23 protein-coding genes and 3 tRNA genes are annotated in these 21,894 nt (G+C 35.6%); 19 read left to right on the top strand and 7 right to left on the bottom strand.

Translation table 11 applies throughout. From position 1 onward, the window contains the following. Positions 1–5 precede the first annotated feature (5 nt). Genes A9G12_RS06225 through A9G12_RS06215 form a run of 3 tightly spaced genes read right to left on the bottom strand, consistent with a single transcriptional unit; the run spans position 6 to position 1,776 of the window. Positions 6–374, bottom strand: coding sequence for a hypothetical protein (locus tag A9G12_RS06225; RefSeq protein WP_065564989.1), 369 nt, complete (start codon positions 372–374; stop codon positions 6–8). Beyond that, a complete protein-coding gene (locus A9G12_RS06220) occupies positions 375–845 on the bottom strand; it encodes a hypothetical protein (protein WP_065564988.1) in 471 nt (156 codons plus the stop codon). Then, positions 838–1,776, bottom strand: coding sequence for a PilN domain-containing protein (locus A9G12_RS06215; RefSeq protein WP_065564987.1), 939 nt, complete (start codon positions 1,774–1,776; stop codon positions 838–840). Before A9G12_RS06215 ends, A9G12_RS06220 begins: the two co-directional genes overlap by 8 nt. A 208-nt stretch (positions 1,777–1,984) precedes the next feature. Here A9G12_RS06215 and A9G12_RS06210 point away from each other — a divergent pair. From A9G12_RS06210 to A9G12_RS06195, 4 genes are all read left to right on the top strand, one after another. Beyond that, positions 1,985–2,060, top strand: a tRNA-Val gene (locus tag A9G12_RS06210). 35 nt (positions 2,061–2,095) lie between these two features. After that, a tRNA-Val gene (locus A9G12_RS06205) sits at positions 2,096–2,171 on the top strand. Positions 2,172–2,191: 20 nt separating this feature from the next. Continuing rightward, positions 2,192–2,267: transfer RNA gene (locus A9G12_RS06200), tRNA-Lys, on the top strand. A 328-nt stretch (positions 2,268–2,595) separates the two neighbouring features. After that, positions 2,596–3,510, top strand: coding sequence for an SEL1-like repeat protein (locus A9G12_RS06195; RefSeq protein ID WP_065564986.1), 915 nt, complete (start codon positions 2,596–2,598; stop codon positions 3,508–3,510). A gap of 52 nt (positions 3,511–3,562) precedes the next feature. Here A9G12_RS06195 and A9G12_RS06190 read toward each other — a convergent pair whose 3' ends face one another. Further along, positions 3,563–4,180, bottom strand: a complete 618-nt coding sequence (locus A9G12_RS06190; RefSeq protein WP_065564985.1) for a LysE/ArgO family amino acid transporter — start codon at positions 4,178–4,180, stop codon at positions 3,563–3,565. Positions 4,181–4,391: 211 nt separating this feature from the next. On the opposite strand from A9G12_RS06190, the gene A9G12_RS06185 reads away from it, so the two are divergent. Continuing rightward, entirely contained in the window at positions 4,392–5,198 is an 807-nt protein-coding gene (locus tag A9G12_RS06185) for a sulfite exporter TauE/SafE family protein (protein WP_065564984.1), read from the top strand. Positions 5,199–5,318: 120 nt separating this feature from the next. Here A9G12_RS06185 and mltB read toward each other — a convergent pair whose 3' ends face one another. Together mltB and A9G12_RS06175 are read right to left on the bottom strand one after the other, a co-directional pair. Further along, positions 5,319–6,392 (bottom strand): lytic murein transglycosylase B, encoded by a 1,074-nt coding sequence (gene mltB, locus A9G12_RS06180; protein WP_065564983.1) that lies wholly within the window; start codon positions 6,390–6,392, stop codon positions 5,319–5,321. A 58-nt stretch (positions 6,393–6,450) separates the two neighbouring features. Beyond that, positions 6,451–7,440: a 2-hydroxyacid dehydrogenase gene (locus A9G12_RS06175; RefSeq protein ID WP_065565020.1), complete on the bottom strand. Its 990-nt coding sequence runs from the start codon at positions 7,438–7,440 to the stop codon at positions 6,451–6,453. A 234-nt stretch (positions 7,441–7,674) separates the two neighbouring features. Between A9G12_RS06175 and A9G12_RS06170 the strand changes: the two genes are divergently transcribed. Both A9G12_RS06170 and A9G12_RS06165 read left to right on the top strand, forming a co-directional pair. Further along, complete coding sequence (locus tag A9G12_RS06170; protein WP_065564982.1) at positions 7,675–8,925, top strand: AmpG family muropeptide MFS transporter; 1,251 nt, start codon at positions 7,675–7,677, stop codon at positions 8,923–8,925. Between the two features lie 8 nt (positions 8,926–8,933). Further along, entirely contained in the window at positions 8,934–9,596 is a 663-nt protein-coding gene (locus A9G12_RS06165) for an NAD(P)H-dependent oxidoreductase (RefSeq protein WP_081299678.1), read from the top strand. Between the two features lie 58 nt (positions 9,597–9,654). Here the strand turns inward: A9G12_RS06165 and A9G12_RS06160 are convergent, their stop codons facing one another. After that, positions 9,655–9,840 carry a hypothetical protein gene (locus A9G12_RS06160; RefSeq protein ID WP_065564980.1) on the bottom strand — a complete coding sequence of 62 codons (186 nt, stop codon included), beginning with the start codon at positions 9,838–9,840 and terminating at the stop codon, positions 9,655–9,657. A gap of 393 nt (positions 9,841–10,233) precedes the next feature. Between A9G12_RS06160 and trxB the strand changes: the two genes are divergently transcribed. The 12 genes from trxB (at position 10,234) to A9G12_RS06100 (ending at position 21,851) form a co-directional block, all read left to right on the top strand. Continuing rightward, positions 10,234–11,190, top strand: a complete 957-nt coding sequence (trxB, locus tag A9G12_RS06155) for a thioredoxin-disulfide reductase (protein WP_141674114.1) — start codon at positions 10,234–10,236, stop codon at positions 11,188–11,190. Between the two features lie 15 nt (positions 11,191–11,205). Continuing rightward, positions 11,206–12,921, top strand: coding sequence for a heme ABC transporter permease/ATP-binding protein CydD (gene cydD / locus A9G12_RS06150; RefSeq protein WP_065564978.1), 1,716 nt, complete (start codon positions 11,206–11,208; stop codon positions 12,919–12,921). Further along, positions 12,915–14,546, top strand: coding sequence for a heme ABC transporter ATP-binding protein/permease CydC (cydC, locus tag A9G12_RS06145; protein ID WP_065564977.1), 1,632 nt, complete (start codon positions 12,915–12,917; stop codon positions 14,544–14,546). The genes cydD and cydC overlap by 7 nt, the downstream gene beginning before the upstream one ends. A gap of 134 nt (positions 14,547–14,680) precedes the next feature. Further along, positions 14,681–14,998 (top strand): ribosome silencing factor, encoded by a 318-nt coding sequence (gene rsfS / locus A9G12_RS06140; RefSeq protein ID WP_065564976.1) that lies wholly within the window; start codon positions 14,681–14,683, stop codon positions 14,996–14,998. Positions 14,999–15,002: 4 nt separating this feature from the next. Next, complete coding sequence (gene rlmH / locus A9G12_RS06135) at positions 15,003–15,473, top strand: 23S rRNA (pseudouridine(1915)-N(3))-methyltransferase RlmH (protein WP_065564975.1); 471 nt, start codon at positions 15,003–15,005, stop codon at positions 15,471–15,473. A gap of 17 nt (positions 15,474–15,490) precedes the next feature. Then, entirely contained in the window at positions 15,491–15,955 is a 465-nt protein-coding gene (ybeY, locus tag A9G12_RS06130) for an rRNA maturation RNase YbeY (protein ID WP_065564974.1), read from the top strand. Positions 15,956–16,065: 110 nt separating this feature from the next. Next, entirely contained in the window at positions 16,066–16,938 is an 873-nt protein-coding gene (corC, locus tag A9G12_RS06125) for a CNNM family magnesium/cobalt transport protein CorC (protein ID WP_065564973.1), read from the top strand. Then, a complete protein-coding gene (gene lnt / locus A9G12_RS06120; protein ID WP_065564972.1) occupies positions 16,931–18,469 on the top strand; it encodes an apolipoprotein N-acyltransferase in 1,539 nt (512 codons plus the stop codon). Before corC ends, lnt begins: the two co-directional genes overlap by 8 nt. A gap of 227 nt (positions 18,470–18,696) precedes the next feature. Next, complete coding sequence (locus A9G12_RS06115; RefSeq protein ID WP_065564971.1) at positions 18,697–19,605, top strand: glutamate/aspartate ABC transporter substrate-binding protein; 909 nt, start codon at positions 18,697–18,699, stop codon at positions 19,603–19,605. An 86-nt stretch (positions 19,606–19,691) separates the two neighbouring features. Then, positions 19,692–20,426: an amino acid ABC transporter permease gene (locus tag A9G12_RS06110; RefSeq protein WP_065556630.1), complete on the top strand. Its 735-nt coding sequence runs from the start codon at positions 19,692–19,694 to the stop codon at positions 20,424–20,426. A 1-nt stretch (position 20,427) separates the two neighbouring features. Then, the gene (locus A9G12_RS06105; RefSeq protein ID WP_065564970.1) at positions 20,428–21,129 is read left to right on the top strand and encodes an ABC transporter permease subunit; all 702 of its coding nucleotides are present in this window, start codon (positions 20,428–20,430) and stop codon (positions 21,127–21,129) included. Next, positions 21,126–21,851 (top strand): amino acid ABC transporter ATP-binding protein, encoded by a 726-nt coding sequence (locus A9G12_RS06100; protein WP_065564969.1) that lies wholly within the window; start codon positions 21,126–21,128, stop codon positions 21,849–21,851. The genes A9G12_RS06105 and A9G12_RS06100 overlap by 4 nt, the downstream gene beginning before the upstream one ends. Positions 21,852–21,894: the final 43 nt, after the last annotated feature.

Genomic DNA, 21,894 nt, shown 5'->3' with positions numbered 1-21,894 from the left:
AAATATTACTTATTTAATTGCATAGTCCATAGCACCACATCATGACAATAATCCGCCAAATTGGCTTGCCATACAATTTTGTCAGTAACTAAAGTTTGAATTTGCCAGGGAAATAAAATATTAGGAATAACTCTAGCAGTTATTGCTAACCACTGATTATCTGAAAATAACCATAGCTGCTCATAACTAGCATCACTATTTTTTATCAATCCTTTGAACTGCCAAACTTGTATTTGTTTCAATAGATTAGTTGCTTGTTCATCGCATGAGATTTGATAAGATTGCATAAATGGGTCTCGAGCTAAAGCAACCCTGATATTAATGCATAACTCACTAAAAATTAACAGCACTACCATTGCCAATTGCGGTTTCACTTAACCTCCCTTTTTAAACAATAAAGTAAAAGCTATTTGTAACTCAGACTCATGTTTACTGATCATTAGATGCTGGAAATCGAGATAATAATAATCATCATTAAACGAGGTCATCAAAGCCATAAAATCGGCAAACTCACCATTAAGCTCAATGTCCCAATTGACGGTATCATCAATTTCAATGTACTTAAAAGTACGTAAAATCAAGTGATGTTGTGCTAAAGCTTGCGCCAACTCTTTTTCAGAAATCGTACTTAATAAATGGTTTTTACTCGACTTATAGCGATTTATTTTTGCTTGTAATTGGTCAATTTTAGTCAGATTTTCATCATATTGTTGTATTTGCTGATCTGCTTGTTGTTTAATATCTTCAATAACCAGCAAATAACCGACGCCAAATAAAAATAAAAAAAACAAAAAACAGCAGGAATATTGCTGCCATAAAGGACGATAAAAAAATTCACTATTCATTGAGTTTAATTTCCATTTCTAATAACAACTGTTTAGCATTAGTAGCAACAGAATTAACTTGGCTACGGTTAATATTACTGTTTTGTGATAATTGCTCATTAAAATTAGTAATCTCTATATAACTAAAACTTTTGCCAGTTAAGGTTATAGTATGTAAAGCATAGGTAAATGACTGCAGCCAAATGGCATCGGGTAATTGTTCAGAAATTAATTGTAACGATTGTTGAATTTGTTTTTGACTTGTTGATGGATTGGGTAAATAGTTTGACAACTCTTGCTCTAGTTTTTGCTGTAAATTCTGTTGCGAATTTACTTGTGAAGAATAATAATCTAACTTATTTTGTGCATGGATCCACCAATAACAAAACAAACAACAAAGAATACCAATAAAACTGACAATAATTATAGTCAACTGTAATTGTTGTTTTTTTTGCTGTTGTTGCCGCCAAGGTAAAAAATTAACTTTACCTGAGCCAACATCCCCACCGATAAAAGTAATCACCACATTATATTTTGCAAATATATTAAGCCAATTATTAATATATTGATGATCACATGCTGCGACCATAATCTGTTTTGGTTGTTCTAAGCAATTTACATAATCGAAATACACATTTTTCACGGATAATTGAAATAATTTATAAATTGAAGCTTCAACAAATAAAATCACTTCATGCGATTTCAATTCTTCATCTGGTAAATCTAATGATTGGATTTGCAAATAGCTTGAATCTAAATGTAATTCAAACTGGGCGTGCCGAGGAATATTCTGTAGTAAATCATTTATCCATAAGTCGATGTCAGTCATATTTTGATAATCATATTCAATCCAAACTGATTGATTAGTAGTGGATCTTTTCTGTATCGATTTAATTACTTTATAACGCAAAATTGCTGGTGCAATATAAATTATGACTAGAGTTTTATTCATTAACTTCATGAGTGATTAAATTATTAAACAAAAAATATCTATCAAGTTTAATGACTATTGAATAAATAAAAATCAGAAAAAAAACGTTTTGCGTAATAGCATCCAAAAAATGTTTAAAATTACACCGAACAAGGTTAATTTCACAGAAATTGTAAAAAAAAGGTTGACTGAAATAAGGCGTGCCTTATAATGCACATCCACACGGTAAGGGTGATTAGCTCAGTTGGGAGAGCACCTCCCTTACAAGGAGGGGGTCACTGGTTCGAACCCGGTATCACCCACCAATCTTTACCGTGACGTTTCTGAAATGAAACATTTGGGGTGATTAGCTCAGTTGGGAGAGCACCTCCCTTACAAGGAGGGGGTCACTGGTTCGAACCCGGTATCACCCACCAATTTTAGTTGTTTTCTATATGGGTTGTTAGCTCAGTCGGTAGAGCAGCGGACTTTTAATCCGTTTGTCGAGCGTTCGAATCGCTCACGACCCACCACTTTTTCTACCAAGTTTTAATCAATTAAATTTATTTAATCTTTACTTATAAACCTAATTATACATGGATAAGGCATAATACATACCAAGTAATTGCTCTTGACGTTTATCTATCCCGAAAAAAACTAATCCAGCCTTTATACGAATCAAGATAACGAATTTTGCTACGCTTAACTTATATCATTATGATAATATTGATATTCTTAACTTAAGAATAACAACAACTATATCTAGTATAAGTAAATAACACAAAAAGTTAATTAATTCATCTATACAAAATAACTAAATAGATGCAATATTAGGAATATAATAAAATAACAAGGAATATAATGAAAAAGTTACTTACTACAATTACGCTATGTTTTTGTTTTAACTTTCCAGTCTTGGCTGAAGAAGCAGCTACTTCATCAGTATTTGATCAAACTTATCAAGATGCCATTGAACAAAACACCGCCATTGCTCAACATAAATTAGGCATAGCCTATAATGAAGGTCAAGGTGTAAAACAAAATTATGAGCAGGCGAAAGAATGGTTTGAAAAAGCAGCTAAACAAGGACTAGTGGAAGCTCAATACAATTTAGCCATGCTGTATGATTATGGTCATGGTGTTGAACAAAGCTTTGTTAATGCAGCACGTTGGTATGAAAAAGCTGCTAAGCAAGATTATGCACCGGCTCAATATAAACTAGGCTCAATGTATTACGAAGGTCATGGCGTTAAACAAAATTTTTCCGATGCCAAAAAATGGTTTAAAAAAGCAGCTGAGCATGGAGAAGTAAATGCCTTATATAATTTAGGACTAATGAGTGAACTAGGGCAAGGTAGCAAAAAAAATTACCGCAATGCTTTTGAATATTATCTGCAAGCAGCCAATAACAATGTTGTCGCTGCTCAGTTTAGACTAGCTTTTTTATATCAAAATGGCAAAGGCACAACCCAAGATTTAGCTCAAGCTGCAGTCTGGTATGAAAAAGCAGCATTGCAAGATTTTACTAATGCTCAATATAATTTAGCGATAATGTTTGCTAATGGTAGTGGTGTGAATCAAGATTTAGATCAAGCCAAAACTTGGTTTGAAAAAGCAGCAGGTCGGGGATCAGCTGCCGCTCAGTATGATCTTGGTATGATGTATTATGAAGGCAATGCCATAGAAAAAAGTGATGATAAGGCCAAAGAATACTTCAAATCAGCTTGTGATAAAAATATGCGTCAAGCCTGTGAAGCTTACAAAAAGATTGATTAAATTAAAAACCGTCTAACAGTAACATCAACCAATAGGTTGATGTTAACTATCCCTATACTACAAATGCAACTAATCGGTAAGCAATGTAAAACATAACTAAACCAACTAAACCGTCTAAAATAACCCACATCCTTTTTTGTTTAAATAATGGTGTGAATAACCTCGCCCCATAACCAATGCCGAAAAACCAAATAAATGAAACACAAATAGCACCAATCAAAAAAGCTAATTTTTGTTGATTAGTTAAGGTACCAGCAATACCTCCAACAATAACTACGGTATCCAAATATACATGCGGATTGAGCAAAGTAACTGCCAAAGTTGAAAAAATCACATTGAGCAAGCGCTTATTTTGAGGATCTTGGGAGTCAACTTGCAAACTACTGGTTCCTTGAATAGCACTCTTAAAAGCACCGATTCCATACCATATTAAAAATAATGCCCCTAATATTGCTAATATATTAGTAATTAAAGGATTATTACTTATAAAGGTACCAATACCTAATACCCCAATGGTCATCAAAATGAAATCACAAATAAAACAGATAGCTGATACAAAAAAGATGTGATTTTTTAACAATCCTTGTTTCAACACAAATAGATTTTGTGCTCCAATGGCAATTATTAAACTTCCTGAAATCATTGCCCCACTAATTATTTCTGCAAACATATTAGGCTAGTTCGTAATGTAAAAAATTCGCCATAATATAAAATATTTTAATTACGGTGTCACGTATATCAGTTTTTTTTCATTAAAACATAAACTTAAATGTAAAAGGCTTAAAAAATTCACCTAATTGAAAATTACTATTAATTCGTAGCTTAATTAATTTTTCAGTTGTACAATCAATGTAACTTTTCTTAAAAGTCTAACTTAGTCGATGTTCCTTGAACTTTTGCTTTTGATTTGTGTAGGTGTAGGTGCTGGTCTTTTAGCCGGTATGTTTGGTATTGGTGGTGGTGCTTTAATTGTCCCTGCTTTGATATTTACATTAGATCATTTTTATCCCGGCGGTCATTGGACCAATCATATTGCCGTTGCTTCATCCTTGGCTACAATCATTGGTACCAGCCTATCATCAAGTTGGATGCAAAATAAAAATCATAATATAGAATGGTCGATCTTAAAAAAAATGGTGTTAGGGTGCATTATCGGTACTATTGGTGGTGCCTACATTACCCCATATATTCCGGGAGTATGGTTAAAATGGATTTTTATTGTGTTTCTTATTTATACTGGTTGCAAATTTATTTTCAAAACCGACAAAGTCTCCAAAGAACAACCATCTATTCCTTCTTCATTAAACAACAGTATTTATGTTTTAGTTGGAGCTCTAATTGGTTTTTTTGCTGTATTAGTTGGCGTTGGCGGTGGTGTTTTAGTCGTGCCTTTTTTAAAAAAATGTGGAATTAACATGCGCAAAGCGATTGGTACCTCAGCGGCCTTCACCTTACCTGTAGCGATTGGTGGCACAATAGGCTATATCATTGCGGGTTGGAATATTAAAGATTTGCCTGAATATAGTCTTGGTTTTGTTTATTTGCCAGCAATATTTACCATCATGTTAGCAAGCATGCCAATGGCTAAAGTGGGCGTTCAGATCGCACAAAAATTATCAATAAATAAATTAATTAAATTTTTCGGCGTCTTTTTATTATTTATTGCATTAAAACTAATAATTTCTTAGTCACAAGCAGTATCACGATTCACTCAGCAGGACAGTATTATTTACCACTTGCTAAATCACAAAGGTCACAACCTGTGCGACCTTTAATGATTCTTTACTATGTAGTTATTTAACTAATCATTATCTAGCATCTTTTACTGCCAATCCCAACTGCCAAACCGCCATAGCATAATGAGTACTATGATTATAGCGCGTGATCACATAAAAGTTTGGTAATCCATACCAAAACTGATAACGATCGCCCATATCTAATCGCAATAAGCTTACTTCATGATAACCATCTAAAGAACTTTGTGGTTTTAACCCAGCTTTAGCTAAAGTTTCGACCGAATATTTAGTACTAAAGCCATTATCTAATGCAGACGCTTGACCATCAGCCATAACGGCAACTTTTTTGTCACGTTGCCAACCATGAGCTTTAAAGTAGTTAGCTACGCTGCCAATTGCATCCACGGGGTCCCATAAGTCCACATGACCATCATGATTAAAATCAACTGCATAATTTCTGAATGCGGATGGCATAAATTGTCCATAGCCCATAGCACCGGCAAAAGATCCTGATAAATCAAAAGGATCCACCCCTTCATCACGAGCCATAACTAAAAAGTCCTCTAGCTCATTCGAAAAATATTCTGATCGTCTTGGGTAATAAAAGGCCAATGTTGATAACGCATCAATAATTTTAGTTTTCCCCATGACACGCCCCCAGCCGGTTTCAACACCAATAATTCCGACGATGATTTCTGGCGGTACACCATATTCTTTATAGGCCCGTTGTAATTCACTTTGATATTTATTCCAGAAATCAACACCTTTTGGCAGATTACTTGGAGTAATAAATTTATTTTTATAACGGATCCAAGCACCATTTGGTACAGTAGATGTGCCGGTTTTAGGTGCTTGTTTATCCATCAAATTAATTACCCAATCAAGTTTGTTGGTTTGTGCCAGCACTTCACGTAATTGAGGACGATTAAAGCCATGTTTACTAACCATTCTATCAATGAATTTTTCTTTATCTACCGCCAATGGAACTTTACTAGCTTCAGTTTGATCATGATCATGTTCAAGATAAACACCACCTTTAACATTGGTGTGCCCTCGATGCTTTTCCATAGGTGTATATGAAGGACGCTCACTACTACAGGCCGTCAATAACACTATCACACTAATAAAAATAACAATACGCTGCATAAAAAAATATCCATATTATAGTTAATTAAAAAATAAACAGTTTATTAAAAATTGCAGATTATTTGACAATATTAGGACATTCTTGCCCTTCGGCTATTTGCTTAATATTAGTCAAAGTCGTTTCTGAAATATTTAATAAAGCTTCTTGGGTTAAAAAGGCTTGATGGCCTGTAAAAATCACATTATGACATGACGATAAACGACGAAAAACATCATCTAAAATCACATCATTGGATTTATCTTCAAAAAATAAGTCACGTTCGTTTTCGTAAACATCCATACCTAACGAACCGATTTTAGTCTGTTTTAATGCCTCAATGGCTGCAGTGGCATCAAGCAAAGCTCCGCGACTAGTATTAATAATCATCACGCCATTTTTCATTTTGCCAAATGAATCTTTATTAAGTAGGTGATAATTTTCTGGAGTCATTGGGCAATGCAGAGTAATCACATCTGATTTAGCGTAAAGCTCATCCAGTTCCACATATCGGCCACCTAGTTCAACCACAGTATCATTTGGATAAGGATCATAAGCTAAAATATGCATACCAAAACCTTTAAGAATACGAATCACCGCTTGACCTATTTTCCCTGTACCAATCACCCCAGCAGTACGATTATGCATATTAAATCCGGTCAAACCATCAAGTGAAAAGTTAGCATCGCGGGTACGTTGATAAGCCTTATGTGTACGACGGTTTAAAGTCATCATTAATGCTACTGCATGTTCAGCAACAGCCTCGGGTGAATAAGCGGGTACACGCACCACAGCTATGCCTAATTTTTTAGCCTCAGTCAAATCAACATTATCAAAGCCGGCACAGCGTAAAGCTAAAATTTTGACACCACAATTAGCTAAAATTTTTAAGACTTTTTTATCGACTTCATCATTTACAAACACGCAAACGGCGTCAAACCCTTGTGCAGTTACGGCTGTTTTATGACTGAGTTTATGTTCATAATATTCCATATCGAAACCAAATTTTTTATTGGCGATTTCTAGATGTTCTTTATCGTAATGTTTACTACTAAATACAGCAACTTTCATAGAACTCTTCATTCTGCAACACCCCTTTTGCTTATTTATTAATAGCTAATTAATTTCAACTAAACTTTATTACTTGTTAATATTATTAAAAATTTTTGACATGAACTAACATCTATTATCAATAGATAAATCATTGATGTTTTTTACTAAAAGGTATACTGGTTTTAACGATTATTTTTTTTCTGGTATGCTATGATAGCACTTTGCTAAAAAACTGACCAATATTGTTAAATAATGAATAAAAAATTAATTCTTTCTTTTTTTAATAGAAAAATGTTGTTATGTGTCTATACCGGATTTTGTTCAGGATTACCATTTTTCTTTATTATTCAATTAATTCCTGCATGGTTAAAGGTCGGTGGCGTAGATATAAAAACTATTGGCGCCTTCACATTAACTCAAGTCCCCTACTTATTTAAATTTCTTTGGTCACCTTTATTAGATCGCATATCGCCTTTATCATTAGGATACCGCAAAGGTTGGCTACTTTTAACCCAACTTGGGCTGTTAATTATTATGCCCATGTATGGTTTTCTAACCCCCAGCAACAATATTACGTTGATTGTATTTTTTAGTTTGTTAACTGCTTTTATTTCAGCTACCCAAGATATTGCTATCGATGCCTATCGAAGAGAAATTTTGAGCGATGATGAACTAGGTAGTGGAAATAGTATACATATTAATATCTATCGTATAGCCGGATTTATACCCGGAGGGTTATCACTTATTCTAGCTGACTATTTGTCTTGGATAGAAGTATTTGCTTTCACCGCAGCATTTATCATCCCAATGCTAATTATTACAATAATGTTACAAGAACCAAACCACAACAATGTGATTCAAACTAAAAAATCAGTTTTTAAGCAAGCTATTAACGAGTTCATTAGTCGATTAACGCTAACTAATGCATTATTTATCTTAGCTTTTGTTGCTCTGTATAAACTTGGAGATAGCCTGGCCACCTCACTAGCAACGCCTTTTTATTTAGATATGAATTATGAAATGAGGCATATTGGCACTGTAGCCAAAAATGCTGTAGTCTGGCCTAGTTTATTAGGAGCACTACTCGGAGGAGTTATCATTTCTAAATACGGATTAAACCGTTCATTATGGATCTCCGGTTTTGTACAAATGTTTTCTATTTTAGGTTTCGTGTTTCTATCTTACGAAGGGCCTTTCCCTTCTATTAGTTATATCCAATTAATTATACTCGCCACAGTAATCAGTTGTGAATCCATTGGTGTTGGGATGGGAGCTACTGCTTTGGTTACCTATATTTCAAAAAACACTAGCCCATTATTTACTGCAACTCAATTTGCTTTATTGACTGGTTTTTCAGCTATTCCAAGGACACTTATTAATTCCATGTCAGGAATTCTCACTGCCTATTTAGGTTGGACAAATTTCTTTTGGTTATGTTTTATTTTAGCTATTCCTGGTATGTTATTACTCGTTAAAGTAGCGCCATGGAGTACAAAATCTTAGGAGAAAATATGGATAAATTAGCCCAAGCATTCGATTTTCGGCATGCATGTAAAAAATTTGACGACACTCAAAAAATTAATCAACAAGATATTGAATATATATTAGAAGCTGGTCGACTATCACCATCTTCTTTTGGTATGGAACCTTGGCATTTTATTGTGGTTAATAATAATGAGCTAAAAAAACAGTTACGTACTGCTTGCTATAATCAAGAACAAGTAACTAGCTGTTCACATTTTGTGATAGTCCTTTATCGTAAAGCCAATAATTTTACTTTACAAAGTGACTATTTACGCCGCACTATTGCGCGCACTTTACCCGATGCTACAGATCAAACTGCTATTGATATTGCCTGCCAAGCATTTATTAATTTTTATCAACAAGGTTTAGCTGAGGGACTAAGTATCAACCATTGGTCAGAAATGCAAGGTTATATTGCCAGTGCCAATATGATGACAGCCGCAGCTTACCGAGGAATTGATTCTTGTACAATTGGTGGGTTTGAACACAGCAAACTCATTCAGATATTAGAAAATAATATAGCATCATTTAGTAAGGAAACATTTGGGGTAGGACTTTGCTTGGCTTTTGGCTATCGAGTTAATGAACCTGGTTCGCATACCCGTTGGCCACTAACAGATGTTACCACTTATTTAACTGAATCTAATTAAACAATAATATTCCGTCACCCATGGGTGACGGAATATATTGATAAAAAAGGATTTCCCTTTACTTAATCAATTGATATAACGTTTCAGCATCTATTGAAGCTGAATTCATAATAAACGCAATACCAGAAAGCACATTGCCAATTTGGGGATCATTTACATTCTGTTGTACAGAATTTAAAATCTCTTGCGCCCAATTAATTTTTCGAAGTACTTCCTCTACTTTTTCTTTTGAAGGATTGTTCATCTTATCTCTCTATTGTTAGGATGTCGCATAAACGATAATCTAAACACCATTACCTGCTAAAAAAATAATTCTTCAGCAATTCAAAAAAATGTATTTTATAGATTTACCAACAAAAATAAAACATAAAATAGGTAAAAAAGCACAAATAGATTTAAAAAAATTGAAAATAAAAAGATAAACAACAAAAACCTTATAAAAAATTATTATCGTACTTACCTATTACTACAATAATCAATTCTTTTGCACGATTAAGATCGATAATGTTAGACTTAAGTAAAATAAAATTAGCAATTTTGATTAATATTGATTTAAAAATTGTTTTTCGGCAACAAGTTATCGAGTTATAAAAAATTACTCGATAGCTAGCAGTCTGTAAAAACAAACAAGGATTTAATTATGAAAAGCAAACATGCACGTTTAATGATACTCGGTTCTGGTCCGGCCGGTTATACCGCAGCCGTTTATGCAGCACGAGCTAACCTTTCACCAGTACTTATTACCGGTTTGCAGGAAGGTGGGCAACTTACCACTACCACAGATCTAGAAAATTGGCCAGCGGGTGCGCCGGACTTAACTGGTCCCGAACTGATGATCAAAATGAAAGAGCATGCTGAAAGATTTAATACTGAAATTATTTTAGATCAAATTGATCGTGTTGATTTCAACCAAAAACCATTTAAGCTCTATGGCAGTGAAACTGAATATAGTTGCGATGCCTTAATCATTGCTACTGGCGCTTCGGCTCAATATCTGGGTTTACCTTCGGAACAAGCATTCAAAAGTAAAGGAGTTTCGGCGTGTGCTACTTGTGATGGATTTTTTTACCGTAACCAAAAAGTAGCCGTTGTTGGTGGTGGTAATACTGCGGTTGAAGAAACGCTTTATTTAGCCAATATTGCTAGTGAAGTGCATCTAATCCATCGCCGCGATGGCTTTAGGGCAGAAAAAATACTAATGGATCGATTAGCAGAAAAAGTCGCGCAAGGTAAAGTGATTCTGCACACCCACCGCATCGTTGACGAAGTACTAGGTGACAACATGGGCGTTACCGGCGTTCGACTACGCAGTACTCAAGATCCAAATATCACCGAAGAAATTGGTGTGTTAGGCGTATTTATTGCTATTGGTCATAAACCTAACACAGCTATTTTTGATGGCCAACTAGAATTAAATAGTGGTTATATCAAAGTACAATCTGGCACTCAAGGTAATGCTACCCAAACCAGTATTGAAGGTATTTTTGCTGCAGGAGATGTTATGGATCATGTTTATCGACAGGCAATTACCTCTGCAGGTACCGGCTGTATGGCGGCATTGGATGCTGAACATTATTTGGACAATCTAAAATAAGTAGCCAATATATCCATGTCATTAGATAAAAATCGGCAAACCTATTTACTTGGTTGGTTAAAGCAATACGCAAAATTATATAAAACTGATTTGCGGATTTCTACTTTAACAGGCTTTGCCTTGACCATTTTAGTAATCTTACAAGCTGCATTATTGGCTATAATTTTGCAAGAATTAATCATTGAACAGCAAAATTTTACTGATGTTGTTGCTTACTTCTTAGGATTAATTGCGGTATTAATAGCTCGGGCTGGCTTAATTTACATACGTGAAAAAATTAACTTTGCTATGGGTAATAAAGTCCGTCAGCAAATTCGTCATCAATTAATTAATCAATTGGAATTCTTGGGGCCGTCGGCTTTAAATCAAAGCACGATCGGTGCATGGAGCACCTTGCTAATTGAGCAAGTTGATAATTTACAAAATTTTTATGCTCACTATCTACCACAAATGCGCTTGGCTAGTATGGTGCCGATTTTAATCTGTATAGCGATTTTACCATTTAACTGGACCGCTGCATTAATTTTGCTCTGCACTGCTCCGCTAATTCCTATTTTTATGATTTTAGTCGGTATGGGGGCGGCTGATATTAATCGTCGTCATTTTAAAGCACTGGCTTATTTAAGTGGTCATTTTTTGGACCGCTTAAAAGGACTCAATACCATCCGCTTATTTGATCAAGGTGAACAACAAGCACAAGAAATCCAACAAGCATCAGAAGATTTTCGTATTAAAACCATGCAAGTCTTACGAATGGCATTTTTGTCTTCGGCGGTATTGGAATTTTTTACTTCAATTTCCATCGCCGTGGTTGCGGTGTACTTTGGATTCTCATATTTAGGTGAATTTCATTTTGGATCTTATAACGGCATAGTTACCCTTTTTGCTGGTTTTTTTGCCTTAATATTAGCACCAGAATTTTTTCAACCATTACGTGATTTAGGCACCTACTACCACGCTAAAGCCGAAGCCATTGCCGCCGCCGATAACATTGAAGCTTTTTTAAATAAACAATCACCATTCCCGAAGATAGAACAAGCTAGTACTGGTTGCCAACTTAGCACTCCTTTACAAACTATTGAGGCTCAAGATTTAATGGTGTTGTCGATTGAACAACAACCTATAGTCGGTCCTTTATCTTTTACTTTAGAAGCCCCGTTCCAATTAGCACTTATTGGTACTAGTGGTGAAGGTAAAACCTCATTAATGAATGTGTTACTAGGTTTTTTACCCTATCAAGGATCACTCAAAATCAATGGTGTTGAATTTAATCAATTAGATCTTACTTATTGGCAACAACAAATCAGTTGGATTGGACAAACACCATATCTTATTAACAGTTCAATTCGGGAAAATATATTATTAGGTAAGCCTAATGCCACTAATGACGAACTTTGGTCGGTGATAGCTAAAGCACAATTAACCGAAGTAATTGCTAAATTACCGCAAGGTCTTGATACTCAAGTAGGTGAAGATGCCGTACGATTATCTGTTGGGCAAGCACAACGCGTAGCTTTAGCTCGGGCCATGTTAAAATCTTGCCAATTATTAATTCTTGATGAACCAACTGCCAGCTTAGATAAACAAACCATCGAAAATATTGAGCAATATCATATTGCCGAAAATAGCATTACTATCACGCATCAAGTTGATAATATGCAGCAATTTGATCAAGTGTGGCAACTGGCTAAAGGTAAACTACATCGTAACGTCAAGGAGGTTTCATGCTAACAATATTGCGACCTTATATTGCGCTGTATAAGCACTATTTTTGGCAGATTGTACTTGGTTTATCTTTATCGATGCTTACCCTTTTTGCCAGTTTATTTCTATTATCATTATCTGGTTGGTTCTTGGCTTCTACTGCTTTTGTTGGCGTGGCTGGATTATTTACATTTAATTACATGTTACCCGCGGCTGGCGTTCGTGGTGCCGCGATTACTCGCACCGCAGCACGTTATTTAGAACGATTAGTCGATCACGATGCCACTTTTAAAATTCTTGCTTACTTGAGAACTTTAGCATTTAGAAAAATTTTGCCACTTAGTGCCAAGCAATTGTCTCAATATCAACGCGCCGATCTACTTAACCGCTTTATTGTTGATATTGATGCTTTAGATCACCTGTATTTAAAGCTATTTTCACCAATTGTGACAGCATTAATCATAATCATGCTGCTATTTATCGGTTTAAGTAATATTAATTTACCTGTAGCTTTAATTATCACCATTGTGCTCACCATTAGTTTACTAGCGGTACCGATTATTTTTTATCAAACCGGCAAACAGTTAGGTATTACGTTGGCTCAACAACAAAGTGAATATCGTCTGCAATTAATCAACTATCTTCAAGGTCAGGCCGAACTAACTTTGTTTACCGCACAATCACGTTATCGCAGCAAATTGGATGAACTTGAAAGTAAGTGGTTACATAATCAACAACGACAATCAACATTAATAGCGTTATCGAGTGCATTAGTGGTTTTAATTGTTGGCTTTTTAACATTATTGGTTTTGTGGTTGATTACCCAGTATACCTTATCACCTATAGTGGCGTTATTTGTGTTTGTTTGCTTGGCTAGCGCTGAAATTTTAGCCCCTTTGCCTGGCGCGTTTATTTTTTTAGGACAAGTGTTAACTTCGGCAACACGAATCACGACTATCTTCAATCAAAAACCGGATATAAAATTTGTGGCTCAAGGCCCAACTATTGATTTAAGCTCAGCTAAATTGCAATTTGAACAAGTTAATTTCAGTTACCCTAATCAACCATTCGCCATAATTACCGATTTTTCGTTAACCATTGCTTCTGGTGAACATCTTGGCATAATTGGTAAAACTGGTTGTGGCAAATCGACTTTATTAAGCTTGATTAATCGTGCTTGGGAACCCAATTCCGGCAATATTTATCTTAATGATACCCCAATAAATCAACTTGACGAAGCAACCTTACGCCAAGCCATCGCTGTAGTACCACAAATTATCACCATATTTAGTGCTAGTTTACGACAAAATTTACACATCGGTAATCAACAAGCTAGCGACCAGCAATTAATCGACGTTTTACATCAAGTAGAATTGGACAAATTATTAACTACACCTGAAGGATTGGATTTACCTCTCGGTCAAGGTGGACGCCAACTCTCTGGAGGCGAAATTCGTCGCATTGGTATTGCCAGAGCTTTACTACATAACTCACCATTAATACTTATGGATGAACCAACCGAAAGCCTTGATCAGCAAACTGAACAACAAATCATCCAATTGATTAAACAATCTTGTACCGGAAAAACACTGCTTATGGTTACTCACCGTTTAACTAATAATCCATTGTTTGATCGAATTATTTCGTTATAACTGTGACTTTATTTATACTTAAACGTATAGCACTCCTGAAACATCTTTATGATTAATTACCGGTCTACGGTTAGCATAGTCGAGATTTTGGAAACATGTTATACTAGTGCTTTATTATTAGTGATAGAGAGATTATTTTGCAGCAGTCGTTACAAGATTTTATTTGCGATAAAATTGATGATTTAAAAGGTACAGATATTGTCACTCTTGATGTTCGGGGCAAATCCAGTATTACCGATTATATGATAATTTGCACTGGCACATCTAATCGCCATGTATCCTCAATTGCCAGCCACTTATTGGATGAAGCTAAAAAACAAGGGCACTTAGTATTAGGCAGTGAAGGGCAAAATGATGCTGATTGGGTCGTGGTTGATATGGATTCAGTTATTGTACACATCATGCAAGCAGAAAGCCGTCAACTTTACGAACTTGAAAAACTGTGGAGTTAATTAAGTGAAGATACAGCTTATCGCTGTTGGCACCAAAATGCCAAACTGGGTAACCACCGCTTTTGACGATTACCGCATGCGTTTCCCTAAAGATATGCCGTTAGAGTTAACTGAAATCCCCGCGGGTAAACGCACGAAAAATGCAGATATCCCACGAATTCTAGATAAAGAAGGCGAATTAATGCTAGCAGCTTGCGGTAAAAGCAACTGCATAGTCACCCTGGATATTCCCGGCAAGCCCTATACTACCCATGATTTAGCTGAACAACTCGAACGCTGGAAGACCGATGGTCGTGATGTAAGTTTGTTGATTGGAGGTCCGGAAGGACTTGCCCCCACTTGTAAAGCTAGCGCCGAGCAAAGTTGGTCGCTTTCACCATTAACTTTGCCCCACCCTTTAGTACGGATTATTGTTGCGGAAAGCCTGTACCGAGCATGGAGCTTAACCACCAATCATCCTTATCATCGTGAATAAATAGCGAGTCACCTACCATGAGCGAAATTATTTTAGATTTACAAATAGCTACCAGCGACCATGAAAACCTACCAACTGAACCACAAATTATGCAGTGGTTGGAGGTGATTTTGCCACAATTTATGGATAAAGCTGAAATCACTATCCGCATTGTCGATGCCGCTGAAAGTCAACAATTAAATAATACCTATCGACATAAAGACAAACCTACCAATGTGCTATCGTTTCCTTTTGAATCACCGATTGAAATCGAAGTACCATTGTTAGGAGATCTAATTATTTGTAAGCAAATCGTTGAAGCCGAAGCCAAAGAGCAGCAGAAACCATTAACTTCACATTGGGCACATATGATCGTTCACGGTTGTTTGCATCTACTCGGATACGATCATATTCTTGACGAAGAAGCGGAAGAAATGGAAAATATCGAAATAGACATTATGCAGCAATTAGGATTTGCAGATCCTTATCAAGCGATTGACTAACAAAAGTATCGATTACATTATTTATGCTTGTGGTAAGATTAACCATAAAAAATAATGGAAGAGTTATAAAGAAGTATAAATAAATTAACAACAAGAAAGGATGAGAGCAAATGAGTGATGATAATCACCGGAGACCCAAAAAAGGCTTCGCATTATGGTTAGAGCAATTATTTAATTCGGAACCCAAAGACAAAGAAGAATTGATCGAAGTTATCCGTGAAGCGGAAGAAAATGACTTAATTGATCCTGATACTCTAAACATGATTGAAGGTGTAATGGAAATCGCGGAGCAACGTGTTCGTGATATTATGATCCCTCGTTCTCAAATTGTTACCATCAAAGATAATTACACTCTCGATGAATGTTTAGATATTATTTCTGAACATGGTCATTCCCGTTACCCCGTCATTAGTGAAAATCGCGACCACATTGAAGGTATCTTGTTAGCTAAAGATCTACTTATTTTTATTCGCCAAGGAATGGATAATTTTGATCTCAAAAAAATCTTACGCCCAACCGTAGTCGTGCCTGAAAGTAAACGTGTCGATCACATGTTAAAAGAATTCCGTTTACAACGTTATCACATGGCAATTGCTATTGACGAATTTGGTGGAGTATCTGGTTTAGTTACCATTGAAGATATTTTAGAACTTATTGTTGGTGATATAGAAGATGAATATGACGAAGTTGAAGATCGCGATATTCGCCGATTGTCGCAAACCGTTTATTCAGTCCGTGCACTAACCCCCGTCGAAGACTTTAATGAAATTTTTGGTACTAACTTTAGTGATGATGAGATGGATACCATTGGTGGACTGGTGATGCAACACTTTGGCCGTTTACCAGTACGAGGGGAAAGCATCACCATTGATGGTTATACTTTTAAAGTAATTATTGCCGATCGCCGACGAATCATTCAACTACATGTAACTATTCCTGAAGGGGCAAGCGTACCTAATTTAGAGTTAGCTGATAATGTTTAAAAATGTAATATTAAGTTTAATCGCTGGTGGCATTGCTGTTTTTTGTTATGCTCCATTTCATATTTGGCCGTTGTCATTTATCTCATTTGCCGCGCTACAATGGCTAATTGCGGATAAATCAAAAAAACAAGCCTTGTTTATAGGCCTTAGTTGGGGAATTGGTTACTTTGCCACAGGTATCCATTGGGTTTATATCAGCATTAAACAATATGGTGAACTACCTACCGCTGTTGCCATAATAATTTTAGGCTTATTAGTTGTTTATATGGCATTATACCCAATGCTATTTAGCTTTTTACTTAGACTAATCGATCGCTTTGCACCCAAATTTTCCTTTAAGCAGTTAGTACTGGCGGCACCAATTGTCTGGCAATTAACCGAGTTTTTACGCGGTTACATTCTAACTGGCTTTGCTTGGTTACAATTAGGCTATAGTCAACTCGATAGCTCATTATGCGCTTATTTTCCAATTGTAGGCATTGATGGGGTCAATTTACTCACTACCATTGTTTGTGGATTAGCCGTTTACAGCCTATACCATCTAAAACAAACAACCCCAAGGAAGCACATTTTTGGTGCTATTATTGCACTATTTCTGATCGTAATTGCACCATTTTCATTCAAAAATATTAATTGGACCACAGTTGATACTCAACGCTCAGCTAATTTTTCCTTAATTCAAGGAAATATCAGCCAATCATTACGTTGGAATAGTGAACAATTAAATAATACGCTAAATACTTATGCTCAACTTACCGAAGGCAACTTTAGTAAGGATAAAATTATCATCTGGTCTGAAGCCAGCATTACCGATCAAGAAATAAATCAACAACCTTTTTTACAGTATTTAGATAATGAAGCGCGAGCTAATGATAGCCAAATTGCCGTAGGGATTATTGACTATCGTCCAGCTGAGAATTTTTTAACAAATGGCAGCGTATACAATACACTGTTAGTATTAGGCGAAGAAACGCCTTATCAATACCCAACCAAGAATCGTTATCAAAAACATCATTTAGTTCCATTTGGGGAATTCACGCCATTAGAATCGGTGCTTGAACCAATTGCGGCACTTCTTGATATCCCTATGTCGTCAATGAAAGCTGGCGATGAAAAACAGCCACCACTAACTATTAAGGGATTTAAATTCACTACCGCTATTTGTTATGAAGTGATTTTATCGAATTTAGTATGGAATAACTTCACCCCTGATACTGATTTTTTACTCACCGTATCCAATGATGCTTGGTTTGGTGACAGTATTGGTCCTTGGCAACACTTACAAATGGCTCAAGCTAGAGCGATAGAATTTGGTCGTCCTTTGATCCGTAGTACCAATAATGGCATTACTGCTATCATTGATCATCATGGCAATATTATTCAACAACTTCCACAATTTCAAACTGCAGTGTTAACGAAAACACTTTCCCCAACAACAGGTTTGACGCCTTATGCTAAATGGGGCAATATCCCTTATTTCGTGCTACTACTATTACTGTTTGTTCTGCTTTGCTTTAAAAAAACTAAATAATCAATGATACTGGCATAATTATTGCTTAAATATATTTAGTTACCAACTAAATGGGTGTCTCCAATCTTATGCTAAACCATATGATATCATGGATTCACTAGACTCTAATGATATATAAATAAACAGTAAAAAGTACTTTTATGCAGAAAAATAAGTTATAATATACCCCCTTTGTAAAAATATTAAATAAATTTAATATGATACAAATTAAACAGTAGGAGATCAGTATGAACAAAAAGACAAAATTAACCAAATTAGTATTATCATTTGCAATGTTAGGCCTAATGACTGGTTCAGCGGTTGCAGAAGAACTAAGTGGTACATTAGCCAAAATCAAAGAAAGTGGTGTAATTGTTGTTGGTCATCGTGAATCTTCTATTCCATTTTCTTATTATGGTGATAATCAAGAAGTAATTGGTTACTCACAAGATTATTCTAATTTAATTGTTGATGCCGTTAAAAAAGAATTAAATTTACCTAATCTTAAAGTAAAATATTTACCAGTTACCTCAAAAACTCGTATTCAATTATTGAATAACTATACCTATGATTTCGAATGTGGTTCTACTACTAATAATTTAGAACGCCAAAAAACAGTTGGTTTTTCTGATAGTATTTTCATTGTTGGTACGCGCTTTTTAGTTAAAGCGGACAGCAATATCAATAGTATTGAAGATCTTAAAGGGAAAAATGTAGTAACAACAGCAGGAACTACTTCTGAAATTCGTTTAAATCAAATCAATAGTAAAGAAAATCTAGGTATCCGTATTATTACTCCTAAAGATCATGGTGATGCGTTTAATGCTTTAGAAACTGGCCGTGCGGTTGCGTTTTTAATGGATGATGCTTTACTTGCAGGTGAACGTTCGCGCGCAATTGATCCGGCAGCTTGGAAAATTGTTGGTGAACCTCTTTCTTACGAAGCTTATGGCTGTATGGTAAGAAAAGATGATGTTCAATTTAAACAATTAATGGACAAAACTATTGCCGAGGCTCAAAAATCAGGAAAAGCATTGCAATCATATAACAAATGGTTTACTCAACCAGTACCACCAAAAGGTGCAAATATGGCACTAGAAATTTCGCCTAAGATGGTTGAGCTTTTTGCAAGTCCTAATGATAAAGCATTAGATTAATACTTTTTCTTATCTTTCTAATCTTATGTGCTAAGTATTTTGTAGTATTTAGTACATAATCTAATTTAATAAAATAAAAATATATTATGAGTTTTAATTGGACATTATTTTTTGATTCTACCCCCTACGGTGATGGAATTTACCTAAACTGGTTATTAGACGGTGTTTTGGTAACAGCTTCTTTGGCGGTTACAGCATGGATCATCGCCTTTATACTAGGATCACTAGTAGGGATTTGCAGAACTTTAGACAGCAAGTTGTTACAAAACTTTGCCGCTAGCTATATTCAGCTATTTAGGAATATTCCTTTATTAGTGCAAATGTTTTTGTGGTACATGTTGTTACCGGAATTATTAACTGGCAGCTTAAAAACCTGGTTTATATCCGGATTATCACCTAACGTAAGTTCGTTCATCACAGCGGCACTTGCTTTAGGGTTATTTACCTCTGCACGTATTGCTGAACAAGTTAGAACCGGTATCCAAACACTACCAAAAGGGCAAAAATATGCAGGAGTGGCTCTTGGTTTAACCAATCGGCAAACTTACCAATACATATTATTGCCTAACGCTTACAGGCGTATAATTCCACCATTGACGTCAGAAATGACCAATATTATTAAAAACTCATCGGTGGCTTCCACCATTGGTTTAATCGATTTAATTGGGCAAATTGATCGTATTAATGAATCTACAAATAGTATTGTGGAAATTTTATGTGGAGTTACTATCGCATTTATGCTAATTAACTATGCGGTGTTATTTATTATGCGTGTGGTCGAAAAACATACTCGCTTACCTAATATGAGTCATGGAGGATAAAATGCAGTTAATTGATTGGATTGCAAATATACCTTCATTGGTATCAGAAAATTATCATTTATTATTAAGCGGATTATGGCTAACCACAAAAATCACCTTAAATGCTGTAATTTTTGGGATTATTTGGGGTACAGTACTGGCATTAATGCGCTTATCAAATAATAAACTTCTTAATGTTTTTGCTAAATGTTATGTTAACTTGTTCCGTTCCATTCCATTATTACTGGTATTGTTATGGTTCTATTTGGCATTACCGCAAGTTATTAAGTATTTATTTAATCTTCCCCCTTATGCCGATGTGCGTATAGTTTCGGCGATGATTGCGTTTGCGCTGTTTGAAGCGGCCTATTACTCAGAAATCATCCGCGCTGGTATTAATGCTGTGGCCAAAGGTCAATACCATGCTGCTTATGCATTAGGCATGACCAAAAGCCAAACTATGCGCTTAATTATTTTACCGCAAGCATTTAGATCAATGGTGCCATTATTATTAACTCAGGGTATCATCCTATTCCAGGATACCTCGTTAGTATATGTAATGAGCTTAATCGACCTATTTGGTGCCAGTGTCACTCAAATTGGGAATGTACAAGGCGGCACGGTTAAATATTCAATGATTATTTTTGCAGCAGCAAGTTATTTTATAATTTGTTTTACTGCTTCACGTTTAGTTAATTATTTCAAGAAAGGGATAAATAGATGATCTCCTTAGAAAATGTATCAAAATGGTATGGACAATTTCAAGTATTAAAAAACTGCTCAACAAGAGTTGGTAAGGGTGAGGTTGTAGTAGTTTGTGGACCTTCAGGTTCGGGAAAATCGACACTAATCAAAACTGTTAATGGTTTGGAGCCAGTTCAAAAAGGAAAAATTACTATTGATGGCACCGAAATAACTAGCAAAGCAACTAATTTAGCCAAATTACGTTCCAAAGTAGGCATGGTTTTCCAACATTTTGAATTGTTTCCACATTTAACTATTTTAAAAAACCTAACTTTGGCGCAAATCAAAGTATTAGGGCGCTCTGACGACGAAGCTCGTGAAAAAGCGCTTAATCTACTAGAACGAGTAGGATTATTGGCTCATGCCGACAAATATCCTGCCCAGCTTTCTGGTGGTCAACAACAACGTGTGGCTATTGCACGAGCACTATGTATGGATCCGATTGTCATGTTATTTGATGAACCAACCTCTGCGCTGGATCCGGAAATGGTTAATGAAGTATTAGATGTTATGGTAGAACTGGCTTATGAAGGCATGACCATGATGGTAGTGACTCACGAAATGGGCTTTGCACGCAAAGTGGCACATCGAGTGATCTTTATGGATGCAGGTGAAATTATTGAGGATACATCAAAAGAACAATTCTTCACTAACCCACAATCAGATCGTGCTAAAGACTTCTTAGCGAAGATTATTCACTAATATCAAACAATAAGTTGAAATTACAGGGCTATATAGCCCTGTT

The organism is Gilliamella sp. wkB112, assembly GCF_001690685.1.
GTDB lineage: Bacteria > Pseudomonadota > Gammaproteobacteria > Enterobacterales > Orbaceae > Gilliamella > Gilliamella apicola_J.
The sequence above is the reverse complement of the archived record's forward strand: the minus strand, read 5'-3'. Positions and strand labels throughout refer to the sequence as shown.